Here is a 12,094-nt window from a genome sequence, read left to right on the forward strand (position 1 = left end):
CGTCGCCTTACCGTACTCAAGTACAGCTTGCGGCTAGCTTCCTAGTTTGCTCTTTGATTTTCATTGAGTATTAGTTTATCACACTTCCAATCACTTGCATAATATATATTATATATCAGCTTGATAAAAAAAATTTATAGGCAAAAAAATCACACGCAATGTGTGATTTCATTATTTGTCAAAATACTTTTTAGTCTCAGCAATAACGACTGGCGACAAGACTAAGAGGGCAATCAAGTTTGGCAGAGCCATCAAGGCGTTGACAATATCTGCGATAATCCAAACCATATCCAACTCGATAAATCCTCCCAGCAAGACCATGAGCACAAAAACCACACGGTAGAGCCAAATAAAGCGAACCCCAAAGAGAAACTCGAAACAGCGTTCTCCGTAGTAGTTCCAACCTAGAATCGTTGTGAAGGCAAAAAGTACAAGGAAGATGGTCAAGAGAGCAGGTCCAAAGTGTGAAAAGACTGTTGAGAAAGCTGACTGAGTCAAGGCAACCCCATTTAAGTCACCACTCCAAACACCAGTCACCAAGATGGTCAAACCAGTCAGAGTACAGATAATGAGAGTATCAATAAAGGTTCCTGTCATAGAAATCAAACCTTGCTCTACTGGTTCATTTGTCTTAGCCGCAGCAGCTGCAATGGGAGCAGAACCTAGACCAGATTCATTTGAGAACACACCACGCGCCACACCATTTTGAATAGCCATCCGAACGCTAGCACCAGCAAAACCACCTACCGCAGCAAGGGGACTAAAAGCTGAGGTAAAGACTAAAGCGATTGTGTCAGGGATTTTTCCGATATTAAAGAAAATAACTGTAAGAGTTCCCAAAATATAAATGATAGCCATAAAAGGAACAACAGTAGTTGAAACCTTAGAAATAGACTTGAGTCCGCCAAAGACTGCAATCGCTACAAAGACAGACAAGACGAGAGCTGTGATGGCTGGTGAAATCGTCGTTGTATTTTGGATGGATTCTGTAATCGAGTTGACTTGAGTGAAGGTTCCGATCCCCAAGAGAGCAACCAATACTCCTGCTACTGCAAACAAAACAGCAAGTGGTCGCCACTTTTCTCCCATTCCTAGAAGGATATAGTGCATGGGACCTCCCGCAACCGCACCATGGTCGTCCTTGGTGCGGTATTTGATGGCCAAGAGTCCTTCCGCATACTTGGTAGCCATTCCAAAGAAAGCCGCCATCCACATCCAAAATAGAGCTCCTGGTCCACCAACCTTGATAGCCGTCGCAACTCCTATAATATTCCCTGTTCCAACGGTTGATGCCAAGGCTGTACACAGAGCTGCAAAACTGGATACATCACCATGTCCCTTATCCTGGATAAAAATAAGCTGGAAGGCCTTGGGCAGACGCAAAACCTGCAAGAGTCCTAGACGGACCGTTAGGTAAATCCCTGTTCCGACCAATAAAATCAAGAGGGGCGGTCCCCAAGCAAAAGCATCGATTGATTTAAGCAATTCTAACATTTCCTTCTCCTATCTTTTCAACCCCAAAAGAAAGAGCACATGCAAGATACATGTACTCTGGAATGCTTAGATAAATGCTAAAAAGCGGTCTATCCTAGCTCTGTCCTTTTACCTGAGAGTTTGAGCAGTTGCCTGCCTTGCCCCTTCGGTGCCTTTACGGTCTCTCCAGAGTTCCGTCCATTTACAGTCATGGAAAATCAAACGATTCCCCACTTCTATTAAACTTCATTCGGTGTTGGTATTTAATTGATTCTTATTTTACAAAAAATGTTGGCTTTTGTCAATGGATTTTGGGAAAATCTTATTTGACTCAGTAGAAAAAGATTGAGCATTCCCATGTGCGTGAGGTGCTGTTAATTAAATCAATCTGTTTCACTCCTAGTCTACACGATATAAGAATTGTTCTGGTTTATTATGTACTGGAAATGAAGCACGATAGATGATTCTATCTTTACTAATATCCGAAGCGTCTGATATTAATCCATCCATTGATGTCTCATCAGGTATTCTAACACCTGCTGGTATGAATTGAATAAAGACTCCAAAAGATGGACCTGAATAGCGAGCTCGTAGAAAATCATTGACTATTTCTGATTCTGCAAGGTCAACTGTAAATTGTTCTGGAGCCACTAGCCCATCCTTACTAAAAACTAAGTCTTCTCCACCATTTCCTTTACTCCATTTTCCTTCAATACTAGAGAAATCTCCATTTTTTATGGCATTAATATCCATTTTGCTAGAAACATTTTTGTTAGTCGAAGATGCTGTTTCAGCAAATTTTTCTGTTACAGATTTCCAAGTCAGGCTAGATAGATTCATTCTAGTACCAGGACTGACTTCATCCTCTGTCTTAGCTTCTTTAACCTTCTCTAATTTGTCCCCACTACTATTCAATTTCCAAATGGTATAAATAGTTTGTGGATCTCCTGCAAACGGATTCCACTGGGTATAAAGTTTCCCATCTTCTAGGAGATAGGCCTTAAAGCGTGTTCCAAGCATCTGCATTTTATTTTCAGCATTGGTGAGGCGAATGACTTTCTGATCTTTGAGCGTAAAAATATCTAAAATCTCACTACCATTTTTAGAAGATATAATCAATTCATCAATGCCATTTTTATCCATATCAACCATTGCATAGGTAAAAGCTTGACTACGTTCTGACATCCCTGCATAGACATTAGCAATTAGATTGATATTATCCTTAACCTCTGCCTTATGGTCTAAAATAAATTCATAATCCTTCAAAATGCTGTTATAAGGACTGTAATCTACGCTTGGTTTGGCTTCATCTGTACTCTTGGCTTCACTGCTTCCGCCAAGAATCTTATCTGAAACTGACTTCCAGCTTAAAGTATCTAAAGAAATGGGAGAACCGACCCCAAGATCTGCTACTTCTTGAGCCTCCTTACCCTTTACCAAAGACTGTCCGTCTTCACTAAATTGGTAGTGAGCATAGATGTGACTCGTTGCTGTACCAGCTCCACGATAGAGCAGAGAATTATCTGGCAAGATACCGACTGTCATTCTCTCACCAATCTGGTCTAAACGATTTTCTTGATCAGTCAAACGAATCACCTTTTCGTCTTTCAGCGTACGAATATCAAGTAAACTCTTTTCGCCACTCTTCATTTCAAGAGCAAGCAAGAGTTCATCGACTCCATCATTATTCAAATCCGTCTTGTGATAAACTACATCTGTATAAAAGCCTTGAGAAGACTTCACTTGACTAGCTAGGGGATTGACATCTATACCTTTCGGCAAGGTTCCTTTCGCTACTTTTTCATAGTCATCCAAAACCTTGTTATATTTGCTGTAATCTATCTCTGGAGTTGCTACTTCCTCGGATGCTGGTTCAATAGTTTTGTTCCAAGGTAGATACTGACACCCTCCTAGAACTAGTGTCAGTGAAAGTGTTGTTGCTAATAATAACTTTTTCATATTACTATATTGCTCCCTTATCTAAGAGAAAGGAATCAGCCTGTGCTAATTCCTTTCACTACTTTTATTCTATTTAACCCACTTACCAGATTCATCTACTTGATAGCCATCTGGGGTACGTTCGTTGACTGCCATCTTACCATTTGACTTGAGATAGTAGTCACCTACCCATGTGTTACGCGCATAGCTTCCTTCTGACGTTAAATAATAGTACGAATCATAGTTCTTATCAAAAATCCACTCACTCTTAGCCATCTTACCATTTGATTTAACATAATAACTATCAACCCAAGTGCTGTAAGAATAGCTCCCCTCAGACGTTAGATAATAGTAGGCACCATAGTTCTTATCAAAAATCCACTCACTCTTAGCCATATAACCACCTGATTTAAGGTAATAGTTTCCTACCCAAGCATTCTGAACATAATTACCTGAAGCATCTAAATAGAAGTAGGAGTTATAGTTTTTATCGAAAATCCACTTGCTAATAACTTTGCTACCATCTTGATAATAAGATGAACCTGACCAACCAGATTGAATTCCATTAGGATTTGATTTTGAATTTTGATTGCTTTTAGGAATTTCAACTGAGTTTCTACTTGATGAAGCAGCTGTACTTGCTACAGGTTGTTTAGTCTCAATTGATTTAGAACTTTCCACTGGCTGAGTAGCTGAACCGTTTTCGTCTTTTACAAACTTCCCATTTTTAACCGTAAAAACATTAGAGTTTCCTAAAACAGAAGATTTTAAACTCCAAGCATTTGGAGCAGATAATCGAATATAATATCGTCCATCCGGTATTTTCTCAGAACCATTTTTAGTTCTTCTACGAGGAACAACCCATTTATCTTCAAATCCTTTACCTTTTTCTATAGATCCATACTCAGGACCTTTATACGCCCATACTACTTCTCCTGTATCAGCATTATGTACTACAGGAAGTAAAGAAGTTTTCCCTCCACGGAGAAATCCTTTAAAGTTTTCTTTGGGTGTTACTTTTAGAACTAAAAGATCGTCATCAACTACCTCAGCCCTGATATCAATAGCTTTCTCTTCAGCTGTTAAATCACGTCTCTCCACTCGTTCTTGCGCTGAAACAAATTGACTAGAAAAAGGTAGAACTCCTGCTGTGTCGATTGTTGACAATACTCCGACTGTTGAAAGTGCCAAAGCACATACTAATAATTTCTTTTTGTTCATGTTATTCATTTCCTTTATTTTTAATCTTTATTTAAAGTGCAACTTTCATCTATCCGACAAAACGATGATTCTTTACACGAAAGACAACCGATTGTCCATCGTATACCTTACCATCTTGTCCTTTTCCTTTGATAACAAAGAGATAACTTCCATCTGGCGTTGAACTAAAGAAGTGACGAGTTTGAAAAACACGTAGACTTGGACTGTAAGTAGCAGTAAAATGAGCATCTGTAGAAACCTTACCTGTATTTACATCAATTAAGGCAAAATCATAGGCTACTTGATAAGATGAAGATGGAGTACTAGGTAGAGCAATATCGATATAGGTCATAGCATCATTGACATGGTAAAGACTTATTCCTAATGATGTTGCTTGTGAACTGCTAGCTGTATGTGCTCCCTTAGAGCGGATCCATTTGCCTGAACCATCAACTTGGTAGCCATCTGGTGTACGTTCGTTGACTGCCATCTTACCATTTGACTTGAGATAGTAGTCACCTACCCATGTGTTACGCGCATAACTTCCTTCTGATGTTAAGTAATAGTAAGAGCTGTAGTTACTGTCATAAATCCACTCACCTTTAGCCATCTTGCCGTTTGACTTGAGATAATAGTTACCCACCCAAGTATTACGGGCGTAACTTCCTTCCGACGTTAGGTAGTAATATGAACCATAATTCTTATCATAAATCCACTCGCTTTTAGCCATATATCCACCTGACTTGAGGTAGTAGTTTCCTACCCAAGCATTTTGAACATAATTACCTGAAGCATCTAGGTAGAAGTAGGAATTATAGTTCTTATCGAAAATCCACTTGCTGGTAACTTTCGTACCATTTTGGTAGTAGGACGAACCTGACCAGCCATCTTTTTGACTCGTTGTTGATTGGTTAGAAGTCTTTGGAGTTGAGGAAGCTGTTGTTTTACCAGTCAGCTTCTTAACAGCCTCTTTAAACTCTTCTACAGTCCCCTTCCACTCTATGTAATTGGCACCAGACTTATTTTCAAGAGCTATATAATTTCGAGCAGTTTCTTCGAAATAAGATAATTCTGGAGTGGTTTTTGTAGCCCAAATAATGGGACGATTAGCAGTTCCCTTCCATCCTTTAAATACTTCTGAACCTTTTGGAACAAGAATATAATATTTAGCAGTTGGAGTCAGCGTTTGTGTGTCAGCCTGCACTGTTTGCGCTGAAAAAGGTAGAACTCCTGCTGTGTCCACAAGAGAGACCAATCCAAATGTTGCAGCCGCTAGGCTAATTACTAAAACTGTTTTTGACTTCATCATCAAAAATCTCCTTTAAAATTTTATTGTTTACGGTTACAGTATAGCATGCTATTTACCTTATTTACGAAAAGCGTATCTATATTTACCTTTATTGAACAATTACCCCCCCCCCCCGAAAAAGCGTAACTATATTTACTTTTTTCTAAAAATTACCTTAAAAATTGGTAGAATTATGATAGAATGGAAAAAAGGACTTGAGGAGATTTAGGATGCAAGATGAAAGTGTTTATGGATTAGTTTATAAGGCCATCCGTGAGGAGAGAGGGTTTACTCAGAAGGAAGCTGCTGGAACTACAGTGACTCCACATTTTTTACGTCAGTTTGAGCAAGGGAAATCTCGAATAACCATTCAAAAATTTGAAGAGATTCTGTCTAATATTGGAATTGATAAGGAGACCTTTGATAGTCTCAAAACGCAGATGTTTCCAACTAAATTTCATAAATTACAGGCTCAAGTTGCTGATTTGGCCTATAAGCGTGAATTTAAAAAGATCCTTAGCTTGATTAATCAGCCTCTGGAAAATCCTGGAATCGCTGAACACTATGTGATTGCCAATCGTGTAGTCAATAAATTTGCTATTGCGAATATTATTGGTGATTCTTTTCTGACTCCAAAAGACTATCAAGAACTAGAATATATCAAGAGCTATCTTAGTGAACTAGATGATTGGAATAAAATTGAGGTGAATATCTTTTCATCTATCCTTCCTCACTTTTCAATCGAATTTTTAGATTACAGGCTCTACCACTTATTAGATACTCTAAAAAAACAGACTGAATACCATTCAATCCGTACTGCTGACTACTACATTGCCTGCTTAAGAACTGCTATCAAGCATTATTCTGTCAATGGCTACTATGATAAGGCTGAGAATTTAGCAATGAAGACTCTGGAAGTAATTAATGCCTTCCCTCTATTGAGTACCAAGATGACAGAGATGATTAATCTTTCCATGGAACGGGCTAATAATTTTCTCAGACAAGATGATGTCAGAGGTCTAGAACTAGCTAAGCATATCTTTGCTAGTCTTGATAACTTTGAAAAAATTTATCCAAATCAACTTCTGACTCGAATGAGAGAGGACTTCTTCGTCACTGTCACACAACTCAATCACACTGGACAACCTTTAGATGTCTAGGCTAGAAATCAAAAAGCTTGAGGAATCACATATTTCCTCAGGCTTTTCTTATCCTTTAAAGGTCACAATAGTCGCACCACTGCCTCCAGCATTTTGTGGGGCATAGCCGAAACTCTTGACATGTTTGTTTCTTTGTAGATATTTGGTGACACCTTCACGGATAACACCTGTTCCGATACCATGGATGATATCTACTTGAGCCATATTATTAAGCAAAGCTTGGTCTATAAAGGCATCTAGCTCATTCATGGCTTCTTCATAGCGCTTGCCTCGAAGGTCCAGTCTAGCTTGAGGTCCTCGCCCAGAAGTTCGTTTCACAACATTGACCTGTTTCTTCTTGACTGGTTTTTCTTGCTGGGCTTGAACAAGGCCAAACTCTTTCTCTTCCAAGGTCATCTTAATCAAACCGACTTGGGCTTCCCAACGGCCATCCTTGAGTTGACTGGTCAAGGTACCACGCTGTCCATAACTGAGAACCACGATATCATCTCCCACCTTGGGAGCTCGTTTTTTCTTGGCCTTTTGAAGGACCTTGTTTTTAGATAGATCTACTTTTTCAGGAGCCAATTTTTTCAGCTTGGCCTTGGCTTCAATGATTTCGTGGGGTTTAAGTTGAGATTTACTATGGAGATTTTTGAGAATCTGGTCACTCTCACTGAGGGCCATGTCCACAATCTCAGCAGCTTGTTCACGCGCTTTGTTAAGCTCAGTTTCCTTTTCACGATTGAGCTCGTTGTAAAGTTTTTTAAGAGCACGATTCATCTTGAGATTTTCTTGCTCCACCTCACGGATATTGTCCAAGCGTTTACGGCTTTCCAGCGTCTGCTCTTCCAGTTGCTCAATGATACGATTGACATCATTGTCCTGATCGACCTGCTGACTGGCATCCCCTACGATAACTTCAGATAGGCCTAGACGTTTGGCAATCTCAAAGGCATTGCTTCGACCAGGAACTCCCTGCATAAAGCAATAGGTCGGGCGAAGAGTTGCAGTATCAAACTCCATGCTGGCATTTTGCACAAAGGCTGTCTCAATACCGTAGGCCTTGAGTTCTGGATAGTGGGTCGTCGCCATAGTCTTGACTTGACGCAGGCGAAGGTCCTCCAGAATAGCCATGGCAAGAGCGGCTCCCTCTTGGGGATCTGTACCAGCCCCCAACTCATCTAAGAGCAAGAGCGAATGCTGGTTGACCTTGCCAAGAATATCCACAATATTGGTCATGTGGCTAGAGAAGGTAGACAAGCTCTGCTCAATAGATTGCTCATCGCCAATATCAGCAAAAATTTCTTCAAAAATACCAACACGACTTCCCTTGTCTGCTAAAATCGGCAGACCGGACTGGGCCATCACCTGTGTCAAGCCCAGAGTTTTAAGCATGATGGTCTTCCCACCTGTATTGGGACCTGTAATGACAATAGCTGTTAAATCTTGTCCAAAATGGACATCATTTGCAACGGCATTTTTGACCAAAGGATGGCAGACATGGAGCAGTTGAATTTCTTGATTTTCTGATATCTGAGGAACGACTGCTTGCCTTTCTTGGATAAAGCGAACCTTAGCACGAATCAAGTCCAGATGACCGATAATCCAAGCGTCATTAGCAATCTCAGCCGCATGAGGGCGAACACGCTCAGAAATTTCTTGGAGAATGCGAAGCATTTCATAGCGCTCATCTGCTCGCAAACTGGCAATTTCTTCGCTCAGTTTGACCACCTCACGGGGTTCGATATAGACGGTATTTCCACTAGCAGAAATATCATGAACGACACCTGCAATCTTATTGCGGTAGGTATTTTTGACTGGTAAAACCTGACGGCCATTTCTGCTAGCAACAATCCCTTCTGTCAACATCTGCGCTTTTTGCTTGAGCAGGTCCTGTAAAACATCGCGTACCTGACTCTCGCTATCATGGATTTTTCTGCGGATTCGCGCCAATTCTTCACTGGCAAAATTTTCAATGAAACCTGCATCATTAAAGGCTTGGAGATTTCCTTGTAATTGCGGAAAATCATGTAATTTCTCAAACCAAAGGGCTAATTCTTCCAAGCTGACATTTTCCAGATTGGCATAAAAACTTTGCAGCTCTCGGCTAGACAGAAGCACGCGCTTCAAGAGTAGGAACTCCTCAATATTGAGGTCTGCCCCCATCTCCAGCCGCTTGCAGACTCCTGCAATTTCCTTAGTTGCGAGAATGGTAAAATGCGGTTGCTCAACGAAAAGAGCCTGCATTTCCTTCATCTCAGCAAAAGCCTGTTTGATTTTATCTGCTTTGGCAGTTGGAGCTAGCTGTCTCAATTCCTCCAAGCCCTGCTCGGTCAACAAATGGGGCTCAAACAAGGCCTTGACCTTATTAAACTCTAATGTTTCTAATATTTTCTTATTCATCTTTATTTCCTTATCTTTGAATGTCTAGGTGTGGTAGCTTTTTACATTCTGATAGATTCTAGTCAATCTGTAAACAAAGGGCTAGGAAAACTCCTGCCCTTTTTATCCGATTAAATTTGTCACCCAGATTTGTTTGAGCCAACTGGTTGTTACTGGTATGCTCTGGATGATGTGTTTTGCGACGATACTCTTTTCAAGAGGATTTTGTATAGCTGCCATGGGTATGGTCGCCAAGATGGTCAAGGCCATTTGCAAGACAAATAAGGTCACCAACATGGACAAGATACCTGCTGAAACTTGGAACAACTTACCACCCAATTTTTTACTAGGGATCAAGTGTAATAGGAGACCAAGCAAACGACCGATGCTATAGACAATCCCAAATACAAGCAAGTAGCCGATCCCTGCATAAAAGACCTTATCCAACTGAAAGAGTTGATCCGATGGGAAAAAGAAAGTTCCCTGACCTTCCTGCGGATTTGCATAAGGGAGCAATAAGTGAAACTGCTCGCCAAGCCCCTTGTAAAACTGACCAGCCATAAAAGCAGATGCCATAGCTGAAATCAGGTAATAAACCTGTAAGAGCAGGCCTCTCCGATAGCCGATATAAAATCCCCAAGCCAAGACCAATAGAAGAAGGAGCGAAATCATAAGGAGTCCTCAATCTTGCTCTGTTCTTGCTTGCAAGTCACAAGCTTGTGACGGAGTTCTTCTAGCTCTTGCTCCTTATCGTCAAATTCAATCTCACGGCTGAGCTGAGTTGATAAACAGTTGACTGCCAACAAAAGAGCGATGGTTTCATCGTCTGCACTAGGCATTTGTTCTTTAATTGCTTGGTATTTTTCTGTCGCAACCTTGGCGATTTCCTCCATAAAAAGGTTATCATGCTCGCTTGTCAAGGTTAATGATTTTTTCCCGAATGTAAATTTGAATCGATTTAGATTTGCCATAAAATTCACCTCACGATATTATACCAAAATTCGCTAATTTTGTCAGTTTTTACAAATTTGCCTGCTTTTATGGTACAATAGAAACTATGGCAAGTATAACACTCACACCAAGCGAAAAGGAGATTCAGGCTTTTCTTGAACACTACCAAACCAGTCTAGCTCCCAGCAAGAATCCCTATATCCGCTACTTTTTGCGACTACCTCAAGCAACGGTTTCTATCTATACTTCTGGAAAGGTCTTGCTTCAGGGTGAGGGGGCTGAGAAATACGCTCGTTTCTTTGGCTATCAAGCTGTAGAGCAAACCAGCGGACAAAATCTTCCTTTGATTGGGACAGATGAGGTTGGAAATGGTTCCTACTTTGGTGGGCTTGCAGTTGTGGCTTCCTTTGTCACACCAGACCAGCACGACTTCTTACGAAAACTCGGTGTGGGAGATTCTAAGACTCTGACCGATCAAAAGATTCGTCAGATTGCCCCTATCCTCAAAGAAAAAATCCAGCATCAAGCACTGCTTCTCTCACCAAGCAAGTACAACGAGGTCATCGGAGACCGCTACAACGCTGTTTCGGTTAAGGTAGCCCTCCATAACCAGGCTATTTATCTCCTCCTTCAAAAAGGTGTTCAGCCTGAGAAAATTGTGATTGATGCCTTTACCAGTGCTAAAAATTATGACAAGTACTTGGCACAAGAGGCCAATCATTTCAGCAATCCGATCAGCTTAGAAGAAAAGGCTGAGGGAAAATACTTGGCTGTCGCAGTTTCTTCTATCATTGCGCGTAATCTCTTTCTGGAAAATCTAGAAAATCTAGGACGAGAACTGGGCTATCAACTTCCAAGTGGAGCTGGAACGGCTTCTGATAAGGTAGCTAGCCAGATTTTACAAGCCTATGGTATGCAGGGACTCAGCTTCTGCGCCAAATTGCACTTTAAAAATACTGAAAAAGCGAAAAAACGCTTAGAAAGGTAAGTTATGAATTCATTTAAAAATTTCCTAAAAGAGTGGGGATTATTCCTCCTGATTCTGTCATTACTAGCTTTAAGTCGTATCTTTTTTTGGAGTAATGTCCGCGTAGAAGGACACTCCATGGATCCTACCCTAGCGGATGGCGAAATTCTCTTTGTCGTTAAGCACCTCCCTATTGACCGTTTTGATATCGTGGTGGCCCATGAGGAAGATGGCAATAAGGACATCGTCAAGCGCGTCATCGGAATGCCTGGCGATACCATCCGTTACGAAAATGATAAACTTTACATCAATGACAAAGAGACAGATGAACCTTATCTAGCTGACTATATCAAACGCTTCAAGGATGACAAACTCCAAAGCACCTACTCAGGCAAGGGATTTGAAGGAAATAAAGGAACTTTCTTTAGAAGTATCGCTCAAAAAGCTCAAGCCTTCACAGTTGATGTCAACTACAACACCAACTTTAGCTTTACAGTTCCAGAAGGAGAATACCTTCTCCTCGGAGACGACCGCTTGGTTTCGAGCGACAGCCGCCACGTAGGCACCTTCAAAGCAAAAGATATCACAGGGGAAGCTAAATTCCGCTTCTGGCCAATCACCCGTATCGGAACATTTTAAGAAATCGAAGAGGCCGAGAGTCAGCAATCTCAGCCTCTTCTTCTATCGTGAGAATATGATTATTCACTATCCAGTTTGATTAAGATAGAAACAAAGTTATACTCAATGAAAATC

At 40.8% G+C, this 12,094-nt stretch carries 10 protein-coding genes and 1 riboswitch; of the genes, 3 read left to right on the top strand and 7 right to left on the bottom strand.

Going from position 1 to position 12,094, the window contains the following annotated elements:
- Positions 1–171: 171 nt before the first annotated feature.
- From HT701_RS09750 to HT701_RS09765, 4 genes are all read right to left on the bottom strand, one after another.
- Positions 172–1,494 (bottom strand): sodium:alanine symporter family protein, encoded by a 1,323-nt coding sequence (locus HT701_RS09750; RefSeq protein ID WP_172931475.1) that lies wholly within the window; start codon positions 1,492–1,494, stop codon positions 172–174.
- 90 nt (positions 1,495–1,584) lie between these two features.
- A riboswitch (glycine riboswitch) is annotated at positions 1,585–1,673 on the bottom strand.
- Between the two features lie 199 nt (positions 1,674–1,872).
- Positions 1,873–3,432, bottom strand: a complete 1,560-nt coding sequence (locus HT701_RS09755; RefSeq protein ID WP_119919956.1) for a DUF6287 domain-containing protein — start codon at positions 3,430–3,432, stop codon at positions 1,873–1,875.
- Positions 3,433–3,501: 69 nt separating this feature from the next.
- A complete protein-coding gene (locus tag HT701_RS09760; RefSeq protein ID WP_119919955.1) occupies positions 3,502–4,632 on the bottom strand; it encodes an endo-beta-N-acetylglucosaminidase in 1,131 nt (376 codons plus the stop codon).
- A 49-nt stretch (positions 4,633–4,681) separates the two neighbouring features.
- Positions 4,682–5,920 (bottom strand): N-acetylmuramoyl-L-alanine amidase family protein, encoded by a 1,239-nt coding sequence (locus tag HT701_RS09765; protein WP_240152373.1) that lies wholly within the window; start codon positions 5,918–5,920, stop codon positions 4,682–4,684.
- A 209-nt stretch (positions 5,921–6,129) separates the two neighbouring features.
- On the opposite strand from HT701_RS09765, the gene HT701_RS09770 reads away from it, so the two are divergent.
- The gene (locus tag HT701_RS09770) at positions 6,130–7,059 is read left to right on the top strand and encodes a helix-turn-helix transcriptional regulator (protein ID WP_050207992.1); all 930 of its coding nucleotides are present in this window, start codon (positions 6,130–6,132) and stop codon (positions 7,057–7,059) included.
- Between the two features lie 48 nt (positions 7,060–7,107).
- Here HT701_RS09770 and HT701_RS09775 read toward each other — a convergent pair whose 3' ends face one another.
- The 3 genes from HT701_RS09775 to zapA all read right to left on the bottom strand — a co-directional run bounded on the left by HT701_RS09775 (position 7,108) and on the right by zapA (position 10,394).
- Complete coding sequence (locus tag HT701_RS09775; protein ID WP_050261412.1) at positions 7,108–9,444, bottom strand: endonuclease MutS2; 2,337 nt, start codon at positions 9,442–9,444, stop codon at positions 7,108–7,110.
- 102 nt (positions 9,445–9,546) lie between these two features.
- Positions 9,547–10,095, bottom strand: a complete 549-nt coding sequence (locus HT701_RS09780) for a CvpA family protein (protein WP_000624509.1) — start codon at positions 10,093–10,095, stop codon at positions 9,547–9,549.
- Complete coding sequence (gene zapA, locus HT701_RS09785; protein ID WP_000002019.1) at positions 10,092–10,394, bottom strand: cell division protein ZapA; 303 nt, start codon at positions 10,392–10,394, stop codon at positions 10,092–10,094. The genes HT701_RS09780 and zapA overlap by 4 nt, the downstream gene beginning before the upstream one ends.
- A gap of 86 nt (positions 10,395–10,480) precedes the next feature.
- Between zapA and rnhC the strand changes: the two genes are divergently transcribed.
- Both rnhC and lepB read left to right on the top strand, forming a co-directional pair.
- The gene (gene rnhC, locus HT701_RS09790) at positions 10,481–11,362 is read left to right on the top strand and encodes a ribonuclease HIII (RefSeq protein WP_119919953.1); all 882 of its coding nucleotides are present in this window, start codon (positions 10,481–10,483) and stop codon (positions 11,360–11,362) included.
- Positions 11,363–11,365: 3 nt separating this feature from the next.
- A complete protein-coding gene (gene lepB / locus HT701_RS09795) occupies positions 11,366–11,980 on the top strand; it encodes a signal peptidase I (RefSeq protein ID WP_001083986.1) in 615 nt (204 codons plus the stop codon).
- Positions 11,981–12,094 lie beyond the last annotated feature (114 nt).

This window comes from Streptococcus sp. 10824 (assembly GCF_013276595.1).
Taxonomy (GTDB): domain Bacteria; phylum Bacillota; class Bacilli; order Lactobacillales; family Streptococcaceae; genus Streptococcus; species Streptococcus pseudopneumoniae.

Coding starts and splice junctions, on each gene's coding strand:
- HT701_RS09750 (WP_172931475.1), bottom strand. CDS start 1,494: ATGTTAGAATTGCTTAAATCAATCGATGCTTTTGCTTGGGGACCGCCC.
- HT701_RS09755 (WP_119919956.1), bottom strand. CDS start 3,432: ATGAAAAAGTTATTATTAGCAACAACACTTTCACTGACACTAGTTCTA.
- HT701_RS09760 (WP_119919955.1), bottom strand. CDS start 4,632: ATGAACAAAAAGAAATTATTAGTATGTGCTTTGGCACTTTCAACAGTC.
- HT701_RS09765 (WP_240152373.1), bottom strand. CDS start 5,920: ATGATGAAGTCAAAAACAGTTTTAGTAATTAGCCTAGCGGCTGCAACA.
- HT701_RS09770 (WP_050207992.1), top strand. CDS start 6,130: ATGCAAGATGAAAGTGTTTATGGATTAGTTTATAAGGCCATCCGTGAG.
- HT701_RS09775 (WP_050261412.1), bottom strand. CDS start 9,444: ATGAATAAGAAAATATTAGAAACATTAGAGTTTAATAAGGTCAAGGCC.
- HT701_RS09780 (WP_000624509.1), bottom strand. CDS start 10,095: ATGATTTCGCTCCTTCTTCTATTGGTCTTGGCTTGGGGATTTTATATC.
- zapA (WP_000002019.1), bottom strand. CDS start 10,394: ATGGCAAATCTAAATCGATTCAAATTTACATTCGGGAAAAAATCATTA.
- rnhC (WP_119919953.1), top strand. CDS start 10,481: ATGGCAAGTATAACACTCACACCAAGCGAAAAGGAGATTCAGGCTTTT.
- lepB (WP_001083986.1), top strand. CDS start 11,366: ATGAATTCATTTAAAAATTTCCTAAAAGAGTGGGGATTATTCCTCCTG.